Genomic DNA, 21,945 nt, shown 5'->3' with positions numbered 1-21,945 from the left:
CTTGTCGAGGTCACATCATGAGTACAGCGTCCTTTGGCGCCCAATCCGTTGTCGATGCGCTGGTCGAATCCGGCGTTACGACGTTCTTTGCGAATCCGGGCACATCGGAGATCCATCTGGTTTCCGCCATCGACCGCAACCCGAATGCACGGGCGGTGCTTTGCCTGTTCGAAGGCGTGGCGACCGGCGCCGCCGATGGCTATGCGCGAGCGACAGGAAGGCCGGCGGCGGTCCTGCTTCATCTCGGTCCGGGGCTGGCCAATGGGCTCGCCAACCTGCACAACGCACGAAAGGCCCGGAGCCCCATGGTGGTGGTGGTCGGCGAGCATGCGAGCAACCATCTGGCCTACGACACGCCGCTGAAGAGCGATCTTGATGCGCTGGCGGGCTACGCGGCCAAGGCCGTCTTCCATATGCAGCCTGGCGATGACCTCGCCGCGATCAGCCGCAATGCGGCGGCACTCGCCGTGACCGCGCCATGCGGGCCCGTCATCATTGTTGCCAATGCGGATGTGATGTGGTCGCTGCCCGGCGGCAAGCCCCGGGGTCTTGCGCAACCGGCGCATCGGAATGTCGACACGCCGGACCTTCCGCCGCAGCAGGCACTCGACTTCCTCCGTGGTGAGCGGTCGGCAGTTCTGCTTGGGGGAGACGCGCTCTGCGCCGAGGGCATTTCGCTCGCGGATTCACTCGCCCAGGCAACCGGAAGTGCGCTCCTTGTCGAAACCTTCAATGGACGGCACGAACGCGGAGAGGGTATTCCTCACGTTGATCGCCTGCCGTACTTCCGCGAAGCCGCGCTGGACAAGCTCGCGTCTGTCGATCGGCTTCTGCTCGTCGGCAGCCGGGCTCCAGTGGCGTTTTTCGGAAGCGTGGAGGGATCCAGTGTGTTGACGAGGCCGGATGCTCAGCTGCTCGCGACAGCGGAGACGCAGTCACCTCTGGCCATGCTGCGCCGCATGGTGGCGCTCCTGTCCAAGATCCCCGCTCCGCGGCTTGAAGAGCGAAAGGAGCTTGAAGCACCCGTGGGGCCGCTGACGCCGAAGGCCATATGGGCGGTGGTCAATCGCCTGATGCCCGAAGGTGCGATCGTCTCCGACGAGTCTGGCGTGACCTCCGTCGGCGCCGACGAGGCGATGCGCGGCGCAAGACGCCATGCCTGGCTCAACCTCACCGGGGGATCGATCGGGCAGGGCCTTCCCGCGGGCAGCGGCGCGGCCGTAGGTGCGCCTGATGCGCAGGTGCTGGTGTTCCATGGCGACGGCGGCGCGATGTACACCGTGCAGGCGCTCTGGACGCAGGCACGCGAGCGCTCGAAGGTGGTGAACGTCATCTTCCGCAATGACCGCTATGCGATCCTCGATTACGAGGTCAAGCGGCACGGATTGGGCGTGCTCGGCGAGAAGGGTGCATCCATGTTCTCGCTCGCTGATCCCTCTCTGGATTGGGTCTCGATGGCCCAGGCGATGGGAGTCAAGGCATCGAGCGTGGCCACGGCCGAGGAGTTCGCGGCCGCTTTCGAAGAAGCGCTGGCCACCGAAGGCCCCGTGCTCATAGAAGCCCGCGTCGGTTCCGGCAAGCGCAGCCGTTAGAACCTCCTGCCCCGGCGATGTCCGGGGCGACCCTGCGCAGCTTCGCAGGGCTCCCCCGCGCCCCTACAGCGCGTGCGATTGCGCGCAGAGATGATCCACCAGCAGCCGGGCGGTGACTGGCAGCGATGAGAAGTCGCGCGCCACTAGGTAGAGGGTGCGGGTCGCCCATTCGTCGCTGAGCGGCACTGCCGCGATGTCGCCGGTCGACTGCAGAAGCTCGTAGGCGCGATGCGGCATCACGCCGACGCCGAGACCGTTGTGGATCATGCGGCACATGGCGTCGAGGCCGGTCACCTGGATGCGCAGCTTGATGGTCATGCCCGCATCGGCTGCTGCGCGGCGCATCGCCAGGTACAGCGCGCTGTTGCTGTGCAATCCGACGTGGTCGTACTCGAGCGTGTCTGCGAATCGCACCGCGGGCAGCACGGCCAGCGGGTGCTTCTTCGGCACGACGAGCACGAGCCTGTCCGCGTGATACGCGCGGCTTTGCAGGCTGCCCATGTTCACCTGGGGGTTGCAGATGCCGATGTCTGCGTGCCCGTCCTGCACCGCATTGATGATGCTCGTGCTGACGTGCTCCTCCAGAGCTACCTTCACGCCAGGATGCGCTCGCAGGAAGCCTGCGATGTCCTCGGGAAGAAACTGGACGATGGCAGAAATGTTCGCGTGAACCCGCACATGCCCGCGCACGCCCAGCGTGTATTCGCTCAACTCCCCGCACATCTTGTCGAGATTGAAGAGCAGCGTGCGTGCGTGGTGGAGCATCGTCTGGCCCGCAGGCGTGGGCTCGACGCCACGTGCATGCCGGTACAGCAACGGCGTCTGAAGAAGCGATTCAAGATCGGAAAGCCGCTTGCTCACTGCCGACGCGGCAATGAACTCATGCTCTGCCGCACGGAGGATGGACCCCGTCTCGCACACCGAGACGAACAACTGCAGAGTGGTCAGGTCCAGCCGCCTCGGCAGATTGCGTTCGTCGGCGGCGATGGCTGTGGCTTTGTTCATTGCGATCGCGATTATTCGGGCGCTTCATGCGGGCAGTCATAGCTCTTGGAGATGGGTCTCTTTCCTCATCGGCAATAGGAATTCGCCACGCGAATCACTAGAGTCGCGAGCAGGGCTGATGCGTGGCAGGCAAAGGTGTCGATCGGGGCGGCGATCCCCGGCGAACCCGCTGACGAATACCCGAAGACGGGTATGTCGTCCAAGCCCGCGCAGCAAGAGACTGGTTCCCAGCAAGCACATCGCTTGCGCACTAGGAGACAAGGTGAACCGTCGTTCGATTTCGATTTCCGCTGCCCTGGCGGCGCTCATGCTCGGTCTCGCGAGCCCGAGCTGGGCTGCCTATCCGGATCGGCCCGTCAGGCTGATCGTTCCGTTCGCTCCCGGCGGGGGCACCGACATCGTCGGCCGGCAGGTGGCCGAGCGGCTGACCACGATGCTCAAGCAGCCCTTCGTGGTGGAGAACAAGCCGGGCGCGGGCGCCATGCTCGGTGCCGACTACGTTGCACAGGCTGCCCCGGATGGCTACACCCTGCTGATGGGCACCTCCGCGGAGCTCACCATCGGCCCGCGCCTCACGCCTTCGATTGCCCGCTACGACCCGGTGAAGGACTTCGCGCCTGTCGCGTTGATCGGCGTCTCACCCAATGTGCTGGTGGCTGCTTCCGGTTTCGCGCCGAAGACCATTCCCGAGATTATTTCCTACGGAAAAGCCAATCCGGATCGGCTTTCCTATGGCAGCGGCGGTACCGGAACGGGTCCGCATCTCGCAGGTGAATTGCTCAAGAGCATGGGCAAGTTGCCAATGACGCACATCCCCTACAAGGGGAGCGGTCCTGCGTTGACGGACGTACTGGCAGGGCAGACGCAACTCATGATGTCCACGGTCGCTCCGGCGCTTCCATTCATCAAGAGCGGCAAGCTTCACGCGATCGCCGTCACCTCCGGCAAGCGCTCTCCGTTGTTGCCGAACGTTCCGACCGTGGCTGAGCAGGGACTGGCCGGCTATGAAGCGGTGACCTGGTATGCCGTGGTCGCGCCTGCGGGTGTGCCTGCGGAAGTGCAGGAGCGATTGCGCAACGCGATCGCCCAGATCCTCCAGAGCAAGGAGTTCATCGACAAGCTAGCGGCTCTTGGCGTCGAGACACCGGAAGCGTCCGCGAGCGCCGGAAGTTTGAAGGAACGCATCCGGCGAGAGTTGGACCAGTGGGGCACCGTCATCCGCGACGCCGGCATTCGAGCTGAATAGGGGGACCAGGAAATGCAACAAACGAACGGATGGTCCGGATCGAGCAGGAACGACGGAGGCAACAAGCTGCTGGAAGGCATACGCATCGTCGACTGCTCGACGGTATTCGCGGGCCCTGCCGCTGCTGCGTACCTTTCGGATTTCGGCGCGCAGGTACTGAAAGTCGAGCACCCCGATGGGGACCAGGCAAGGCTGTTCGAACCGGTCCACAAGGACATCTCGCTCTGGTCGAAGCTGGTGAACCGGAACAAGGATAACGTCACGCTCGACCTGCATCACAGCGAAGGCCAGGAGATCTTCCGGAAGCTCGTCACCGAGGCGGACGTGGTTGTCGAGAACTTCCGGCCGGGCACCTTGAAGCGGTGGAACGTGGACTACCCGTCGCTGCTCAAGGTGAACCCGAAGCTCATCATGCTTCACGTGACGGCATTCGGCCAGACTGGTCCGTATTCGAGCCGCCCGGGGTACGGGACGCTCGCCGAGGCCATGAGCGGCATGGCGCACCTGATCGGCTATCCGGACAGACCGCCACTACTGCCGCCCTTGGCGCTCGGCGACAACATCGGAGCGATCGCCGGCGCGTTCGCCGTCGTGACGGCGCTGTTCCATCGGGAACGCACGGGGCAGGGCCAGGAGATAGATCTCGCACTCGTAGAGCCCCTGCTCGCTGTGCTCGGCATTCAGTCGCTGGTGCGAAGCGTGACCGGCGAGTCGATGCAGAGGCAGGGAAACCGTGTCAATCATCTGGCGCCGCGTGGCGCGTGGCAGACGCAGGATGGGCGATGGATCTCCGTCACGGTGGGCAACGACAGCACCTTCAGGAGCCTTGCAACTGCGATGGCCATGCCGGAGTTGCTGGCGGATGCAAGGTTCCTCACCAATCGTGATCGCCTGGCGAATGTCGAAGCCATCGAGGATGTCCTTGCCCGCTGGTTCGCACGCACGCGCTACGAAGATGCCATCGAAAGGCTCGAGGAGCACAAGGTCGCGCATGCTCCGCTCTATGACGCAGAGCAACTGCTGGAGGATCGACAGCTTCTCAGCCGGGAAGCGTTCGTTCGAGTGGACGATGATGAACTTGGTGAAGCAATGCTGCCGAATGTGCTCGCGCGCTTCTCGGCGGCGAAGGGCCAGGTTCGATTTGCGGGTCGCCCGAAGGGCTCGGACAACGAGCGCATCTACCGAGATGTTCTGGGCATGTCGGAAAGCGACCTGAAGCAACTGGGCGAAAGCGGTGTGATCTAGAACGTTCTTCAAGAATCGGGAAGCAACGATCGTGGATCTCATCTCCTCGCCTCCTCGAGGTGACATCGGCACAGGTGTATAACGGTCACCCGTGTCGATCGAGCCGAAGGACGTCTTGCTTTGCATCCCGCAGGCCTGCTAGCGTCTGATGCGAAAGAACCAGCGAGGTGGACCAGCGCGGCGCAGGACTTTGAGAGACCAAAGGCGGGCTGCCATACTGGAGCTGCCGGCTTGTGAGAAATCCGAGGCGAGGGGGGACGCTATCGAGAGATTCGCATCGGACGGACGCGGGCCACGCGCAGCTCTGACGAGCGCCTCGGGGCTGGACCGAGTCGAACGTCCACCTGCCAAACAAAGTTCAGCTGCGCCGAACCCGAAGCGGCAAGTATCACAAGATTGATCACCTTGTGTCTCCAGAACCCTCGCAATGCGGCGCTATAGAAATCCGCCTACATGTGGCCCCTCGAAGGTGTGGCAGGGATGATCGAGAAGGGATTCCTGATTGCCATTTGTTCTCCACGATAGGAGTTGCGTCGCATGCGACAAACACCCGAGGTCGTGAAGATCGAGCTCGGCCAACGCCGATGGTGGCAAGCAAACGCAACAAGTGCTGTTGAGCTCAAAGGATTCGCTCAAAATCGCCTTCCCATCCGCTGACCGGGAGACAGCCAATGATGAACCTCACCGAGCCTGCGGCTCCGCATCGACAGTTCTTTGCGCCGCAGCGACCTCGAAGTAGCGCGCGACAGGATCTGCTGCGGCGCCAGGTGGGGAAGCTCCTGGAGCGCCTGCAACGAATTGGCGTGAAGTGCGCGATCGCAGGTTCCTTCGCGCGTGAAGCGAAGCCGTTAGTCGCTGGGTCCGATGTGGAGGTACTGATCCTTGATGACGCAGGGCTGCGGGACTTCCGAATCTGGGAGATCGCCTGGGATGAAGTCTCGGAAGCCGACGTGAACCTGGTGTTCGCGCGCGACGTGACGCAGGGGGGCTTGCTGCGGCCAAAGGCCTGACCGCAGCGTTCGCTATCGCCTGCGGTTGCCGCGTTCGTGACAATACTGCGGAACGTGTTTGCGGAAACAGACAAGGAGGGGGCAGATGCTCACGTACGGCCAGTGCGGAGTGGCAAGTCGCGTAGGCAATGGGAGGCAGGATATCGAACGGCCGCTTCGCGATGCCTAGATGCCGCGTGGGCACGGTGCTGCCGTTCGCGCTAGTCCCCAAATTCTTGCTCGACTGAACTTCCGCAAACTGTCGATCATCGGCCGGTGAATCACTTCTCGGTGGCCGACTGCTTTCGCTGCGAGCCCGGCAGGGCGGTCCCACTTCGGTGCCCTGAGCCGACTTCCAAATTTATCTAGAACGGCCATTCCTTCAAATGGGAGCGTGCCACCTTCGTTGCCCGCTGGTAGCGCGCTAGGCGAAACCGCTCTATCCGCCCGCCCAACCGGGCGGACTAATCAACTGGTGATGCCACGCTCCTGCGGGAGGGAGGTAATCCCAGCACGAGTCTCGCAACTCACCATTCGCCAAGCCATGGGCATCGATTCGTCGTTCATGACGCCTCTGAGGAAGCGCTCCGCGTCGGCGCCCCCTTGTTCGGAGGTAGGTTCGGGCAAGCCGGACAGCTTCAAGTCAAATGGCACTTCCTCTATGACGCTAGGCTGGATTAACGCGGCGTCGAAGGCACCTTGCCGGATGGGCTCGAGCGCGCGCAGAAGCGCCGGCTGGCCTTCGTCATTGGGAGGAAGGTCCAGCTACGGCGTATCGGCAAACACCGATGCCAGACCAGGGCTGCTTCAACCTCCAAAATGTGAGCTGACGCCTTTTTCAGACGGCTCTGACATGCAATGCGAGCCGACAGGCGAAGGATCGCGTCATGCACACGGCCCTTATTCTGTCGCTCAGTGTTATCCCGATTGCCCTCGTCTGCGGCGGCATCGCTCTCGGAGCCTATATCGCCAGCCTTCATTCCGATCGCGCGGATTCGCAACGCGAACATGCCAGAGAGCTTGGTGTGCCCCAGTCGCGCGTGCAACGAGTCGAAAGGCCGCCCCGTCGAGCAACCTAGGCAGCGAGGCAGGTGCCGGCAATCCGGCCGCTCGCGATCGTCGAGGAAAGTGTGCTGAGCATTCAGATTCGATCTCGTTCCATTGCCGACCGTACGACCGCTTGCCGGATATCCGGTCACTCTTACGGACGCCACGGCTTGGTTGCAACTGGGCGCCAGGCCCGCCATTTACGCTAGCGTCAGGGTGCGGACCGAAGCGACGGTCGGTCGCGCCGCAGAATTTGCGGGGTAGCAGACGTTCGCAAACGTGAAGCGACGCCGCAGTTCGTGCCGAAGGCAAAGCCGCCCCAGGTGCTCAAGGGGTCGCTGGTCGAGAAGGCCCTCTAGCCTCGCGCGCGCGGGTACGCAGCGCGCGGCAGATTGGATTCATGCCCTTGCGGGCCATTGGACATTGGCATCCATTGCTCGAGGACCCTCGTAGTAGGAACACCTGCCACGCATCGGCAGGCATCTCTCGCAAGGAGTCATCCATGTCTTCGATCAACGCAACCCGTCTGCTGACTGCCATCGCCGCGTCGCTCACCTTCGCCTGCGCCGCTTCCGTTTCCCACGCTCAGGTCATGGTGGGCGGCGCGCCTATGCTTGCCAGCAAGGACATCATCGACAACGCTGTCAACTCCAAGGACCACACCACACTGGTCGCCGCCGTCAAAGCCGCGGGGCTGGTCGATACGCTGAAGGGCCCCGGCCCGTTCACCGTGTTCGCGCCGACCAATGCGGCATTCTCTGCACTGCCGGCAGGCACGGTCGATACGCTGCTCAAGACGGAGAACAAGCCCATGCTGACGACGATCCTCACCTACCACGTCGTGCCGGGCAAGTGGGACGCCGCGGCGCTGGGCAACATGATCATGGACGGCAAGGGCGAAGCGACGCTCAAGACCGTGGCTGGCGGCACGCTGAAGGCGACGGCCTCCGGCGGCAAGATCATGCTGATCGACGAGAAAGGCGGGATGGCAAATGTGACCATCGCCGATGTGTATCAGTCGAACGGAGTCATTCACGTCGTCGACAAGGTACTGATGCCGAAGTAGCGTCGCGTTGATGACGGCGATCGGACTGCGGTGTCTGCTTACGGCTCTGGCCCGCGAAGAGGGCCATCAGCGGCGTGGTCATCACTGTCGTGTCAACGTCATGACCAGGAGCATCGTCCGGCCTGAGCGGGCCGGTGTCCAAGCCAATCCTCATGGCGATGAGTCCCCGCAGGCACACACCGGACCTCGCGCTTTCTCCGAAGCGGTCGTTCGCGGCGACTTTAAGGCCGCCTGAGGCGACGCACCTGTGTGGCTTGCGCGCCTCGCGATCAATGAGTGATATTCCTCCCGCGACTCGTGCGATGGCGGGGCGCCGCGGCTAAGCCTCCAATTTGCGTAAAGCAGTAGCCGCCAGTACTGCCACGCCTACAGCACATGCCGCTATGCCCGCGATCATCGGCAAGGGCGAGCCGTCTGCAAAGGGCGCTACCAGGGACATCAGTACTGCCCCCCCGGCGAAGTTCAGCGTCCCGATCAATGCCGACGCGGAGCCAGCGCGCGAGGCGTGCTGATCCATCGCCAGGACGAACGCGGAGGGCACGATCAAACCGTTGAGACCGAAGCCGCCCATGAGCAGCAGCACCAGCAGCCACAGCTGATCCAAGCCCGCGACTTGCGCGGCGAGCAGTGACAACAGGACGGCCATCTGAAGCGCGGCCGCCCATCGCAGAGTGCGGCGCAGCCCCAGCTTGGCCGACAGAGGGCCATTGAGTTGTGAAACGAAGACCAAGGACACAGCGTTGAGCGAAAAGAGCAGTGCATAGCGCTGCGGCCCCACTCCATAGTGGCTCGCGAAAACGAAGGCCGAATTGGCGACGTAGATGAAGAAGCTTCCCACCGCCAGAGACGCTACGAGAGCAATACCGACGAAGTGTCTGTCGGCCAGCAAGGTGCGATAGCCAGCGAACGCGCCGCGCATGCCTGCTGGATTGCGAGCGGCCGGCGAACGAGTCTCTTGCAGCAGTCGCGAGACCATGAAAATGGCCAGGAGCGCCAGCGCGCCCACCGCCACGAAGACGCTCCGCCATCCCGCCGCAGCGGCGACGGCACTGCCGGCCAAAGGCGCCAGGATCGGTGACACGCTGTAGACCGTCAACAGCAGCGCCATCAGGCGTGCCGCCTCTGGCCCCGAATGCAGGTCACGTACAACTGCGCGTGGGATCACCATTGCGGCACAGGCCCCCAGGCCCTGTACGAAGCGCAAGGCAATCAATACGCCGATCGTCGGTGCCAGTGCGCACCCGAAGCTGGCTACCGAGAAGACTGCGAGACCGACGCATAGAGGCGCCTTGCGCCCGAAACGATCCGACAAGGGGCCCACTATGAGTTGCCCTGCACCCAGAGCGAGAAAGAAGCTCATGAGACTTGCTTGCGCTGCGTGTGGGGTTGCCTGAAGGGTCTTCGCAAGTGTTGGGAGGGCCGGCAAGTACATGTCGATGGCGAACGGGCCGATCGCTGTAAGGAGCCCGAGGACCAGAGCAAGCCGGGCAATGCCGGACGACGGTTCACGCCGGGAAGCGGGGGTGGGGGTTGAGGCTGCGGGCATGGCCCTATCGTCTCCCGCAATTCCGTCCTGATGAATAATTTGGCGTACTGATTGCCTATTCGATCGTACAGAATGGACCCTCTTTCCGATGTCCTATCGCTTCTGCGAGTTCGCAGCGGCCTCGTTTCACGCTTCGAAGGCCGAGGTGCCTGGGCCTTGGCGTTCCCAGAGTACGAATCTCATATCAAATTCGGGTGCGTCCTTTCGGGCAGCTTTCTGCTGCAGATCGAAGGCGCGGAACAACCATCGACATTGAAGGAGGGCGACTTCTACCTGCTAACCAACGGGCGGCCCTTCTCGACGTTCGCAAGCGCAGCCGATCTGCGGAGCCGCCGCAGGGATGGCCCCGAGACCTATCGCGCGCATCGCGCTGATGATGGTGTGGTGCGGTATGAGGGCCGCTTGACAGCTGGTCGAGCCATCTCGGAGGTTCGACTCGCAAGCGGGCGTTTCATGTTCGAAGGCGAAGCCACGCCATTGCTGCTACGGCATCTTCCGCCGCTGATCCATCTGCAGGCATCCGATGTCGCGACGCGGCCGCTGGCGGGTCTTTTGGCGCTGTTGCGCTGGGAGGTGGAAGAGCGAGGGCCGGGTGCCTCGATGGCGCAAGCGCATTTGGCGGGTCTCGTGCTGATTCAGGCCCTCAGGGCTCATCTTGCCGCAGCCGCTCAGCCCGAGGGCTGGCTACGCGCCATGGCGGATGCACGTGTTGGCGCGTCGCTAGCGGCGATGCATGACGACTTTGCACAGGCTTGGACGGTCGATCGTCTGGCTCAGGTAGCCCACATGTCACGGACTGCATTCGCCGTGCGCTTCAAGCGCCTGGTCGGGACGCCGCCGCTGGACTACTTGACGGGATGGCGCATGACGGTTGCTCGCGATGCTTTGCGGCGCGGAACTGACACCATCGCCCGAATTTCCGAGCGGGTCGGGTATCAATCGGAGACTTCCTTCAGCGCGGCATTCAAGCGAAATACCGGCAAAAGTCCTGGTTACCGAGCACATTCGGCTGCACAGTCGCCCTGAGAATTCGATTGTCTCGGGCACCTTCCTGACATCCGGCGTTTTCCATGAAGTGGCGCTGTGCATATCCGTAGAGCGCCGGCTCTCGGCTTCGCGGCCAACGCGGTGCATGGCGCCGCGGCGACCGCGATGCTCGACGAGCCGCTCCGATGGACGAAGACGCTCCAGGGGCTGCGAGCGTAGCCAACGTCTCAAGTGCCGATCCGACGCCGACTCCGATGTGATCGGTTTCGCGGAGCCGCCGCTACGAAATGGCGACTGCGCCCACCGCTACCGTCGTCCACGCCACAGATCTCGTCAATCTCGCGCGAACATCTCAACCAGCAAGGCCATGAGCCACTGGTGAAGCAAGGATGTCTCGTGTCGCTCGTGCCAGAACAGTGCAATGGTGCGCGCCGGCGGGAGATGGGTGGGCCCAATTGCACCAGTCCGTCCATGCGCAACCGCGCGACGCGAGGGAATCCAGGAGGCCAGCGCCCCGGCCTCCCTGCTATCCGTTGGAGAAGCCGAGGCGCCATTGACTATCGGTAGCAAAGCTCGTGGCGACGAAGTCTACGAATTCGCGGACCTTAGCCGACGGTTGCCGCGGTTGAGGGAACACTGCATAGAGTGTGCGCGATTCAGGTGTCCATTCAGGCAGAACCACCTGAAGATCGCCTGATGCGATGTCGTCGGCGACAAGGAACTTCGGCAGCAAGCCGATGCCCGCGCCTTCGAGCAACGACTCGCGGAGCACTTGGCTGTTGTTGCAACGGCAATCGCCAGTGACGCGAATGGTCCGGTCGCCGTTGGGCGCGATCAGGTGCCATTCGTCCGGTGACTGTCCGCGGTTGTAGATCAGGCAGTTGTGATGTTTCAGATCGGCCACTGTTGCAGGCTCCCCGTGTCGCCTGAGGTACGCAGGCGCGGCGATCATCGCGCGAGCCATACGCCCTATCGGACGGGCGCCTCGCATCGGCTCGCGCTCGTTGTTGCCGATGGCGATGGAAACGTCGACACCTTGCTCTGCCGGATCGATGAAGAAGTCGTTCAGCGTGAGTTCGAGCTTGACCTCGCGAAAGCGCGCGAGGAAGTCCGCGATCGTGCGGCCCAGATGCGCCGATCCAAGCGAGATCGGCGCGCGAACCCTGAGCAGACCGCGCGGCGTCGGATGGTGCTGGCCGGTGGCCTTCTCGGCCTCCTCGATGTCGTCGAGGATGCGCACGCACTTGGCGTAGTAGCTCGCCCCGGCTTCCGTGAGGCTGATGCGCCGCGTGGTGCGCGCCAAGAGCGGCGTTCCGATGTGCGTCTCCAGTGCAGCCACGTACTTGCTCACTGAGCCAGCCGACATCGTGAGTTCTTCGGCCGCCTCGCTGAAGCTGTGCCGCTCCACCACCTTGCGGAACACCGCCATGCAGGTCAGTCGATCCATATTTTTTCCGATCAGGAAAGTAATTCTTGAAGGAACGAATATTTATATCCCGAAAGGAAACTGTCACGATCAGTTGCAGAAGCTTGGACACGAAAGAAATAAGCCCCATGACGAGAACTCTGATCCAGCACGCCAATGTGCTGTCCATGGATCCGGCTGTCGGTGATTTCGAGGACGCCGACATCCTCGTCGAGAACGGGCGCATCGTCGCGGTGGGACCGAATCTCGCCGCCGGCGATGCAGAGTTGATCGACGGACGCGGCCGCATCGTCACGCCCGGGCTGGTCAATGCGCACATCCATACCTGGGAGTTCCAGCTTCGAGGCATTGGTGCTGACTGGGTTGGCTTCCGGGACTACGTGGCCAACATGCATGGAAACCTCGCGACGCGATATGGCGCGCAGGACGTGTACCTTGGCAACCTGCTCGGGGCGCTGAACCAGTTGCGCAACGGCACCACGACGATCGTCGATTGGTGCCACATCCTGCGCGACGCGGAGATGACCGATGTGGCGATCGATGCGCTGGAGGAGTCGGGCATCCGCGCCGTCTTCGCGCGCGGCACCGTCAAGCCGCCCGAGCGCCCCGGCGAGGTGCCGTACCACAAGAAGCCCTTCCCCCGCGAAGAGATCGTGCGCCTGCGCAAGGGCAGGTTCGCTTCGGACGATCGCCTGGTCACGCTGGCGATGGCGATCCTGGGGCCCGACTGGGGCGAGTACGACGTGGCCGCGCACGACATCCGCCTGGCGCGCGAGTTCGGCCTGATCAACTCGGCCCACACCTACGGACGCAAGGGCAAGCGCGTGGTGGAGGACGGCTACCCGCGTCTTGCCGCCGAAGGCCTGCTGGGTCCGGACCACAACATCGGGCACGGCAACTGCTTCGACGAGACCGAACTGAAGATCGTGCTTGATGCCGGTTGCACCATCACGGCCACCAACCTCACGGAGATGCTCAACTACGAGCAGCCGGCCATGCTCGGGCGCCTGGTCAAGCACGGGGCGATGCCATCGCTGGGCACCGACTGCGATCCGTACTTCAACAGCTCAATGCTGGCCGTGACGCGCCACGCCTTCCTGCACCAGCGCGAGCTGGACAACCGCAGCCTCTGGCACGAAGGCGCATGGCCGGCGAAGACGCAGCACTCCACGCTCACGCGCGATGCGCTGTACTGGGCAACGATGGGTGGTGCCAAGGCCTTCGGGCTGGACCGCAAGACCGGCTCGATCACGCCGGGCAAGCAGGCGGACCTGGTGATGTTCGACTGCCGCGGGATGAACATCTTCCCGGCGCTGCCCGGAGGCAACGCGGCGCACATCGTGGTGATGTACGCGGAGACCTCGGACATCGAGAACGTGATGGTGGCCGGGCGCTGGGCCAAGCGGGCAGGGCAGTTGACCTTCGATGCCAAGCGCCTGGAACGCTTGCAGGAAGAACTGATGTCTTCCCGCTTGCGCCTCTTCGAGCAGGGCAGCTACAAGTCCATCCCCGTGCAGCGCGGGCCGCAACCTGAGAAGTTCTTCGTGTGACCACCCGCCCGCGGGCCCGCGGCAACCGCGCCCGCTGTTCGCTTTCCAGCTCTCCCTTCAGCTTGATCAAGGAGTCGACATGAAAAGCCGGATTCACATGCCCAGGCGGCTGGCGAGCCTGCTGGCCGCGGGTGCACTTGCGGTCCTCGGCGGCCCCGCAGTGGCCGACCCCACAGGCACGCTTCGCTTCGGAAGTAACCAGGGTCTCGACGACTGGGAAACCTTGACCAAGCCCAACAGCATCTACACCTCGCTTGTGTACGAAGGCCTTGCCGAAGTGACGCCCGATGGCCTCTCCATCGCGCCGAAGCTCGCCACGAGCTGGAAGGAGTCGCCGCGCAAGCTCGAGCTCACGCTGCGGCCCAACGTGACGTTCCACGACGGGACGCCCTTCGATGCAGCAGCAGTGGTCAAGAACCTCGAACGCATCCGCGACACGCCGGGGCAATGGCGCGGCGTGTTCAGCGCGGTCGACAAGTTCGTCGTCGTGTCTCCAACACGCGTCGACATCACGCTCAAGATGCCTGCACCGAACCTGCTGCCGAACCTGGCTCGGCGGGGTGCCTACATGGTGTCGCCGAAGGCGCTCGACGACGGCTCCTACAAACTGACTCCGGTGGGCACCGGCCCATGGAAATACGAGCCCAAGGACACGGTGAAGGGCCTGCGCACCGTCGTGACCTCCTACGACAAGTACTACGCGCCCAAGACGGTGGGTCCGGCGCGCATCGAGGTCACGCACATCAACGACCCCGACAGCCTCTACAACGCGCTGCGGACAGGCCAGCTCGACATCGTCTGGACCAATCCGTCGATCGCGAAGCGCGCCGAGCGCGAGGGGCTCAAGACCACCTGGTTCCCCTCGGTCATGTGGCATCTGCAGATGATGGACACGGTCAAGGCGTTCAACAGCACCAAGCTGCGACAAGCCATCTGCCACGCGATCAATGCACAGGACTACATCGACGCCGCGCTCGGCGGCAACGGCAAGGTGCACACGCAGCGCCTGCGCGAAGGCATGAATGGCTTCAACCCGGCGGTGAAGGGCTATCCCTACGATCTCGCGAAAGCCAAACAGCTCATGGCTTCGCTGGGCAATCCGAAGATCCAGCTCACGCTGGCCACCTTCGACAACCAGCGCATCATCGCCGAGCTCTTCAAGAGCCAGATGGCGCAGATCGGCGTCGACGTGAAGCTGGAGACCATGACCTTCGGGCAGTTCTTCAGCACCTTCCGCAGCGGCAAGTACCCGGCGGCGATCCTGACCGATTCGCAGGACACCGGCGCCTATGACTACTACCTCTATCACTACGCGCCGGAGGGCGCCGGCAATCCGCTGAAGACGGTGTTCCCCGGCGTGGAAGCCGCGGTCAAGGAAGCCCTGGCGGCCGACGATGTCGAGGGCCAGAACGCGGGCTGGCAGAAGATGGCCAAGGCCATCGACGACGAGGCGCTGGACTGCGGCTTCTTCGACTACGCCGCCTACTGGGCCTACAACCCCAAGCGGGTGAACAACATCGTCTCCACGGTCGGCGACGTGGCCGTGTTCCGCTACATCGATGCCAAGGTGACGCCATAGGCCGGGCGACGTTCTTCAACGAGTCATTCCCACGGAGGTTCCCTTGACCCACGTCCGTCCGCGCGCCCTGCTGATCCAGAACGCCATGGTGCTCACCATGGACCCCGCCCTCGGCGATCTCGAAAAAGCCGATGTCCTTGTCGAAGGCACGCGCATCACTCAGGTCGGCGCGGCGCTCGCGGCACCGCCTGAAGCCGAGCGGATCGACGGCAGCGGCATGATCCTCATCCCCGGGCTGATCGACACCCACACCCACATGTGGCAGGGCCCGCTCAAGGGCCTCGGTGCAGGGCTGTGGGGTACGCCCGACTACCAGAAGCACGTATTCCCGCTGCGCGAGAAATTCGGCGCGGAAGACATGCACGATGCCTGCTTCGCCGCGGGCACCGAGATGCTGGACAGCGGCATCACGACCGTGCTGGACTTCTGCCACAACACGATGACGCCCGCCCACGCGGAGCAGTCGATCGCGGGCCACCGTAGGACGGGCCAGCGCGTGCTCTTCGCCTACGGCATGCTGGGCGAATTCAAGAGCCTCGCGGCCGACCATCCGTGGCGACTCGCGCAGGTGCGCGAACTGGCAAGCGAACTGAGGAGCGACCCCGACGGACTCGTGCGGCTCGGCCTGGCGGTCGGTTCGCTGGAGTACTCCGGCATGGAACTGGTGAAGACCGAGATCGAGCTCGGCCGCAGGCTGGGCCTGCCAATGTCCTTCCACCAGAACCCGCCCGCGCAGATCCGCCAGTTGGGCGAGGCGGGATTGCTGGGTAGCGACCTGGTGCCGGTGCATGCGAATCTTGCGGCCGACGATGAACTCGAGATGCTTGCCGCGTGCGGTGCAGGCATTTCCTTCACCGTCGAAGGCGAGTTCGGCGGCGGCCGCGCGATGAACATCATCGGGCGCGCGCATCGCGCGGGCGTCACGCCGAGCCTGGGGGTGGACATCCCTTCGCGCGTCGCCCTTGACCTGTTTGGCCAGATGCGCCTGACCTTCCATGTCATGCGTGCGGAAGAAGCGCTGGCCGAGCGCATCACCGGACGCTGGCCGCTTGCGCGGCGACCAGGCACGCCGCACATCCAGCCACGGCACATGCTGGAGTACGTCACCGTGAATGCGGCACGCGCGGTGGGCCGCGGCGACGAACTGGGACGCATCGCGCCGGGCTACCTGGCCGACCTCGTACTGCTGTCGACCGGGCCCTACAGCATGTCGCTGGGCGACCCTGCGGCGCATGTCGCGCTTCAAAGCACGCCGGCCGATGTCGACACCGTGATCGTGAACGGCGAAGTCCGCAAGCGTGCCGGACGGTTGACGGGCTTGACGCGTGCCGACGCAACCGGCGCGATTCACCGCGTGCGCGAGCGCGTTCTCTCGATCAAGCCGCACGACGCGGCGCACGCGTGATGAAGAAGCTCGTCGTCTCCCGCCTGCTGTCGGTGGCGCCGATCCTGCTTGCGGTGTCGCTGTTCACCTTCCTGCTCACCCGGCTGACGTCCACCGACCCGGTGACGCAGATCCTCGGTCCGGGTGCGTCTGCAGCGGATCGCGCCGAGTACGCGCACAAGCTCGGGCTCGACCTGCCGCTGGCGCAGCAGTTCTTCCACTGGATCGGTGCTGCGCTGCGCGGCGATCTCGGTGCATCGCTCTACACCGCGCTGCCGGTGGCGCCGACGCTGATCGACGGGGTGAGCGTGACGCTGTGCCTGGCGCTGGCGGGCATGCTGCTCGCGCTCCTCATGGGCATTCCTCTCGGCATCTGGGCGGCGGTCCGACATGGTTCCTGGGCCGACCGGCTGCTGTCCGTCATCGTCTCGCTCGGCCTGGCCGTGCCGAGCATCTGGCTGGCGCTGCTGCTGTCGCTGGCCTTCGCCGTCGAGCTGCAATGGTTCCAGGTCGTGGGCTACACACCGTTCTCTCAGGACCCGCTGGAGTGGGCACGGGGCCTGGTCCTTCCTGCCGTCGCGTTGTCGGTGCACACCGCATCTGTACTCGCGCGTCAGACGCGCAGCGCGATGATCGACGTGCTTCATTCGTCCTACGTGCATGCCCTGCGCGCGCGCGGGCTGCCGCCGCGGCTGATCATCGCGCGCTACGGGATCCGCAACGCATTGGGCCCTGTGCTCAGCGTGATGGCGATCCAGATGTCGGTGCTGGTCGGCGCGAGTGTCGCGGTGGAGCGCATCTTCGCCATTCCCGCGCTCGGCACGCTCTTGATCGACAGCGTGGTGCGCGGTGACTTCCCGGTTTTGCAAGGGACAGTGGTCGTCGTCGCGACCATCGTGCTGGTCGTCAATCTGGTCACGGACATCGGCTATGGGCTGGTCAATCCCAAGGTCCGCGCCCACTGAGTCGGGGGACGACGCGATGAGTGACGCCGCCGCGCTGCCCAGTCTTGCGCCCGTGCAGGCTGCCAACGACGACAACGCCCGCGCGCCGCGCCGATCGCGCTGGCGCCTGCTGTCGCAACCCTTCGCACTGCTGCCGGCCGCGTTCCTGCTGCTGGTGGTGATCTGCGCGATCGGCGCACCATGGCTCGCGCCCTACGACCCCTTCACGCCCAGCCTTCGCCATCGGCTGGAGCCGCCCGGCGCTGCCTTCTGGCTCGGCACCGACGACCTGGGTCGGGACATGCTCTCCCGCGTCATCTTCGGCGCGCGCACCGCGCTGCAGGCATCGCTACAGAGCGTGAGCATCGGCGTGCTGCTGGGCGTGAGCCTGGGCCTACTGGCGGGCTATGTCGGCGGCTGGCTCGACCGCATCGCGATGCGGTTGGCCGATGTGATGCAGTCGATCCCGGCGGTGCTGCTCGCGCTCGCGCTGATCAGCGTGCTGGGCAAGGGCCTGGGCAATGCAATGCTCGCGGTAGGTCTGATCTTCGCGGTGAGCTTCATGCGCATCACGCGTGCGGTGGTCCTCGCCGAGCGTGAGCGGCTGTACGTGGATGCGGCGCGCGTGCTCGGCCTTCGCCCTGGCGCGATCATGCTGCGGCAGATCCTGCCGAACATCTCCGGCCCGCTGATCGTGCAGGCATCGATCTCGCTGGGCACCGCTCTGCTGATCGAAGCCATGCTCAGCTTCCTCGGCGTCGGTGCGGAGAGCACGCAGATCAGCTGGGGCGCGATGCTGGAGACGGCCCGCCAGTTCCAGAGCGAACAGCCGCTGCTGCCCTTGGTGCCCGGCGTGGCGATCACGCTGACCGTGCTGTCGTTCAACCTGCTGGGTGATGCCCTGCGCGATGCGATGCTGCCGGGCGGCCCGACGCGCAAGGCGCCATCGCCGGTCATCGCTGCATCCGGGATCGCGGATGCAGCGATGGATGCGCCCCGAGCGACACCGCCGGATGCGCTGCTCGTTGTTCGCGGGCTGACCGTGCGAGCAGGCGCCCAGGGCACCGAATCCGAACTGGTCAGTGGGATTTCTCTGCACCTCAGGCGCGGGGAGGTGCTGGGCCTGGTCGGCGAATCGGGCTGCGGCAAGTCGATGACTGCGAACGCCATCCTCGACCTGCTCCCGGCCGGCGCCCATATTGCGGCGGGTTCGGTACGGCTCGGCGACACCGAACTCGTCGGACTGGGTGACGAGGCGCTGAGGCACATCCGTGGTGGGCGCATCGGCATGGTGTTCCAGGACCCGAACGCGGCGCTGTCGCCGGTCCACACGATCGGCGTGCAGCTCTGCGACATCATCCGCGCGCATCGCAGCCTGAGTCATACGCAAGCGCGCGCGAGGGCGGTGGAGCTGCTGACGCTCGTCGGTGTGCCCGACGCGACACGGCGAATGCAGGACTTTCCGCACCAGTTCTCCGGCGGCATGGCGCAGCGCGTGGTGATCGCCGGAGCGCTCGCCTGCGATCCCGAACTGCTGATCGCTGATGAGCCAACGACAGCCTTGGACGTGACGATCCAGGCGCAGGTCCTCGATCTGCTGGCTGAGCTTCGCGAGCGGCTGGGGATGTCGATCCTGCTCATCACGCACGACCTCGGCGTGGTGGCCGATCTCTGCGACCGGGTGGCGGTGATGTATGCCGGCCAGATCGTCGAGGAAGGCCCGGTGCGGGACACGCTCTCCGCGCCACGTCATCCCTACACCGCTGCGCTCCTGCATGCGATGCCGCGCGGCGAAGCCGGGGAGGGCGCCTTGTCCACTATCGCCGGACGCGTACCGCCCGCGTGGGCATGGCCGCACGGCTGCCGCTTCCATCCGCGATGCACGCATGCGACCGCCGCCTGCTCGGTCGGGCCCGTGCCGCTCGCCGATGGCGTGCGCTGCATCCGGATCGATGAACTTCGCGAGGTGCATGCATGAACGACCAGCCCTTGCTCTCGGTGGAGCATCTCTCGGTCGATTTCCGGCTGCGCGACGGCCTGTTCGGCAGCCGCACGCTGTCGGCCGTGCGCGATGTGAGCTTCACGATCGAGCGCGGCAAGACCTTCGGCCTTGTCGGCGAGTCGGGCTCAGGCAAAAGCACCATCGGCCGCGCGATCCTGCGGCTGGTGCAACCCTCGGCGGGCCGGATCGTGTTCGACGGGCAGGAGGTCACCGCGTTCGGCCGCGCCACGCCGCTGGCTTTCCGCCGCGACGTGCAGGTTGTTTTCCAGGACCCGATCTCCTCACTCAACCCGCGCCAGACGGTCGCGACGACACTCGGCCAGGCGATCGACCGGCATCGGCCGATGCCGGCACGCCAGCGCGCGCGGGAGATCGCGCAGCTGATCGACAACGTCGGCCTGGCGTCATACCAGGCGGGCCGCTATCCGCACGAGCTTTCGGGCGGGCAGAGGCAACGCGTCGCGATCGCACGTGCCCTGGCCGTGCAGCCGCGACTCATCGTGTGCGATGAACCCGTCAGTGCGCTGGATGTGAGCACGCAGGCACAGGTGATCAACCTGCTGGTGGATCTGCAGCGCGAGTTCGGCTTGTCCTATCTGTTCATCGCGCACAACCTGGACGTGGTTCGTCACGTCAGCCATCGGATCGGTGTGCTCTACCTCGGCCGACTTGTCGAGGTCGGTCCCGCGAACGTGGTGCACGAGCGGTCGAGCCATCCATACACACGCATGCTGATGGCCTCGACGCTGGTCGCGGACCCTGAGGTGCAGGCAATACGCAGCAGGGAGCGCCGTCAGGCGATCCGCGCAGAACTGCCCAGCCCGCTTGCACCGCCGCCGGGATGCGCATTCAACACGCGTTGCGTGTGGGCCGATACGGGTTGTCGCGCGCGGATGCCTCAGCTCGAAGACTCCGGCGACGGCGTGCAGGCTGCTTGCCTGCGACTGACGGCGGTGGCCGCCGGCGCTCCGAACCAGACACGCGAAGAAGAGGTGATCGCATGACGAAGTCTTCGACGCCGGGATTGTTGTTGCGCGGCGCGACGCTGCTGACTATGGATTCGGTCCTCGGCGACATCACAGATGGCGACCTTCGCATCGAAGCGGGCCGAATCACCGCCGTCGGCAAGTCGCTCGCCGCGAGGCCGGGTGATGAAGTGATCGACGCACACGGCATGCTCGCGCTGCCCGGCCTGATCGACACCCATACCCACATGTGGCAAGGCCCGCTCAAGGGACTCGGCGCTGCCATGTGGGGCATGGCCGACTACCACCAGCATATCTTCTCCCTGCGCGAGAAGCTGTCGGCGGAAGACATGCACGACGCGGCGTTCGCGACCGGCGTCGAGATGCTGGACAACGGCATCACCACGGTGCTCGACTTCTGCCACAACGTGATGTCGCAGGCGCATGCGGCGCGGTCGATCGATGCACACCGCAAGACCGGTCAGCGCGTGCTGTTCTGCTACGGCATGCTCGGCAACCTGCAGACGCTCGAAGCGGACCACGCATGGCGCCTCGCGCAGGTGCGTAGCCTTGGGGCCGACATGGATGCATCACCCGATGCGCTCGTGCGGCTGGGTATGGCACTGGGGTCGCTGGAGTACACGGGGCTTGAGATGTTCGAGGTGGAGGCGCGCATCGCGCGCGAGCTCGGCCTGCCGATGAGCTTTCATCAGAACGTGGCGGGTCAGGTGCACCAGCTCGAGGCAGCGGGCTTGCTGGGGCCGGACCTGCTACCGGTGCACTGCAACCCCGCGCTCGACGCGGAGTTGGCGTTGCTCGCATCGCATGGCTGCGGCATTTCCTTCACACCGGAGAGCGAAGTCGGCGATGGCCGGTCGACGCGCGTGATGGCGCGGGCGCATCGCGCGGGCGTCACGCCGAGCCTGGGCATCGACGTGCCGTCTCGTGTCGCTCTGGATCTGTTCTCACAGATGCGACTCACGTTCTGGCTGATTCGCAACGAGGAGGCCGAAGCGGAACGCGCGGCGGGCCGCTGGCCGCTTACGCGCTATCCGGGTGTGCCCTTCATCCAGCCGCGGCACCTGTTGGAGTACGTGACTGTCAATGCGGCGCGCGCCGTCGGGCTCGGCGATCAGCTCGGCCGCATCGCGCCCGGGTGCATCGCCGACGTGATCCTGCTGCGCCCGGGCGCCTACAGCCCGTCGCTGGGCGATCCGGCCGCCCATGTGGTGCTGCAGAGCACGACGGCCGATGTCGACACGGTGATCGTGGGAGGCCGCGTGCGCAAGCGCGAGGGCCACCTGCTGGATGTCGCGAGAAGCGATGCGGTGGCCGCGACTCGGCGCATGCGCGAGCGACTCTTTTCCTGACT

Annotated in this window: 17 protein-coding genes; 14 read left to right on the top strand and 3 right to left on the bottom strand. The window is 64.8% G+C overall.

Features of this window, described 5'->3' with window-relative positions:
• The first annotated feature begins 17 nt into the window (after positions 1 to 17).
• A complete protein-coding gene (locus tag FHW64_RS31800; protein WP_184533051.1) occupies positions 18 to 1,592 on the top strand; it encodes an acetolactate synthase large subunit in 1,575 nt (524 codons plus the stop codon).
• Positions 1,593 to 1,655: 63 nt separating this feature from the next.
• Here the strand turns inward: FHW64_RS31800 and FHW64_RS31795 are convergent, their stop codons facing one another.
• Positions 1,656 to 2,597, bottom strand: a complete 942-nt coding sequence (locus FHW64_RS31795) for a LysR substrate-binding domain-containing protein (protein WP_221210573.1) — start codon at positions 2,595 to 2,597, stop codon at positions 1,656 to 1,658.
• Positions 2,598 to 2,859: 262 nt separating this feature from the next.
• On the opposite strand from FHW64_RS31795, the gene FHW64_RS31790 reads away from it, so the two are divergent.
• The 4 genes from FHW64_RS31790 (at position 2,860) to FHW64_RS31775 (ending at position 8,190) form a co-directional block, all read left to right on the top strand.
• Positions 2,860 to 3,843, top strand: a complete 984-nt coding sequence (locus FHW64_RS31790; protein ID WP_184533048.1) for a tripartite tricarboxylate transporter substrate binding protein — start codon at positions 2,860 to 2,862, stop codon at positions 3,841 to 3,843.
• 12 nt (positions 3,844 to 3,855) lie between these two features.
• Positions 3,856 to 5,088, top strand: a complete 1,233-nt coding sequence (locus FHW64_RS31785; RefSeq protein WP_184533046.1) for a CaiB/BaiF CoA-transferase family protein — start codon at positions 3,856 to 3,858, stop codon at positions 5,086 to 5,088.
• Positions 5,089 to 5,759: 671 nt separating this feature from the next.
• Complete coding sequence (locus FHW64_RS31780; RefSeq protein ID WP_184533044.1) at positions 5,760 to 6,098, top strand: hypothetical protein; 339 nt, start codon at positions 5,760 to 5,762, stop codon at positions 6,096 to 6,098.
• Positions 6,099 to 7,626: 1,528 nt separating this feature from the next.
• Complete coding sequence (locus tag FHW64_RS31775) at positions 7,627 to 8,190, top strand: fasciclin domain-containing protein (RefSeq protein WP_184533043.1); 564 nt, start codon at positions 7,627 to 7,629, stop codon at positions 8,188 to 8,190.
• Positions 8,191 to 8,509: 319 nt separating this feature from the next.
• On the opposite strand, the gene FHW64_RS31770 is transcribed toward FHW64_RS31775, so the two are convergent.
• On the bottom strand, positions 8,510 to 9,736 hold the full coding sequence (locus tag FHW64_RS31770) for a multidrug effflux MFS transporter (protein WP_184533040.1): 1,227 nt from the start codon (positions 9,734 to 9,736) through the stop codon (positions 8,510 to 8,512).
• A 72-nt stretch (positions 9,737 to 9,808) separates the two neighbouring features.
• On the opposite strand from FHW64_RS31770, the gene FHW64_RS31765 reads away from it, so the two are divergent.
• Both FHW64_RS31765 and FHW64_RS34615 read left to right on the top strand, forming a co-directional pair.
• Positions 9,809 to 10,762: an AraC family transcriptional regulator gene (locus tag FHW64_RS31765; protein ID WP_184533038.1), complete on the top strand. Its 954-nt coding sequence runs from the start codon at positions 9,809 to 9,811 to the stop codon at positions 10,760 to 10,762.
• Between the two features lie 57 nt (positions 10,763 to 10,819).
• Positions 10,820 to 10,942, top strand: a complete 123-nt coding sequence (locus tag FHW64_RS34615) for a hypothetical protein (RefSeq protein WP_260306516.1) — start codon at positions 10,820 to 10,822, stop codon at positions 10,940 to 10,942.
• A gap of 307 nt (positions 10,943 to 11,249) precedes the next feature.
• On the opposite strand, the gene FHW64_RS31760 is transcribed toward FHW64_RS34615, so the two are convergent.
• Entirely contained in the window at positions 11,250 to 12,170 is a 921-nt protein-coding gene (locus tag FHW64_RS31760) for a LysR family transcriptional regulator (RefSeq protein WP_184533036.1), read from the bottom strand.
• Between the two features lie 107 nt (positions 12,171 to 12,277).
• On the opposite strand from FHW64_RS31760, the gene FHW64_RS31755 reads away from it, so the two are divergent.
• From FHW64_RS31755 to FHW64_RS31725, 7 genes are all read left to right on the top strand, one after another.
• Positions 12,278 to 13,699: an amidohydrolase family protein gene (locus tag FHW64_RS31755; protein ID WP_184533034.1), complete on the top strand. Its 1,422-nt coding sequence runs from the start codon at positions 12,278 to 12,280 to the stop codon at positions 13,697 to 13,699.
• Positions 13,700 to 13,778: 79 nt separating this feature from the next.
• A complete protein-coding gene (locus tag FHW64_RS31750; RefSeq protein ID WP_184533026.1) occupies positions 13,779 to 15,278 on the top strand; it encodes an ABC transporter substrate-binding protein in 1,500 nt (499 codons plus the stop codon).
• Between the two features lie 43 nt (positions 15,279 to 15,321).
• Positions 15,322 to 16,683 (top strand): amidohydrolase family protein, encoded by a 1,362-nt coding sequence (locus tag FHW64_RS31745; protein ID WP_184533024.1) that lies wholly within the window; start codon positions 15,322 to 15,324, stop codon positions 16,681 to 16,683.
• The gene (locus FHW64_RS31740; RefSeq protein WP_184533016.1) at positions 16,683 to 17,627 is read left to right on the top strand and encodes an ABC transporter permease; all 945 of its coding nucleotides are present in this window, start codon (positions 16,683 to 16,685) and stop codon (positions 17,625 to 17,627) included. Before FHW64_RS31745 ends, FHW64_RS31740 begins: the two co-directional genes overlap by 1 nt.
• 16 nt (positions 17,628 to 17,643) lie before the next feature.
• On the top strand, positions 17,644 to 19,584 hold the full coding sequence (locus FHW64_RS31735; protein ID WP_184533014.1) for a dipeptide/oligopeptide/nickel ABC transporter permease/ATP-binding protein: 1,941 nt from the start codon (positions 17,644 to 17,646) through the stop codon (positions 19,582 to 19,584).
• Positions 19,581 to 20,612 (top strand): ABC transporter ATP-binding protein, encoded by a 1,032-nt coding sequence (locus tag FHW64_RS31730; RefSeq protein WP_184533012.1) that lies wholly within the window; start codon positions 19,581 to 19,583, stop codon positions 20,610 to 20,612. The genes FHW64_RS31735 and FHW64_RS31730 overlap by 4 nt, the downstream gene beginning before the upstream one ends.
• Positions 20,609 to 21,943: an amidohydrolase family protein gene (locus tag FHW64_RS31725; RefSeq protein ID WP_184533010.1), complete on the top strand. Its 1,335-nt coding sequence runs from the start codon at positions 20,609 to 20,611 to the stop codon at positions 21,941 to 21,943. The genes FHW64_RS31730 and FHW64_RS31725 overlap by 4 nt, the downstream gene beginning before the upstream one ends.
• Positions 21,944 to 21,945: the final 2 nt, after the last annotated feature.

This window comes from Variovorax sp. Sphag1AA, from assembly GCF_014192575.1.
Classification (GTDB): Bacteria; Pseudomonadota; Gammaproteobacteria; order Burkholderiales; family Burkholderiaceae_C; genus Variovorax.
Note: the sequence above shows the minus strand (reverse complement) of the source record. Positions and strands in the feature narration are given on the sequence as shown.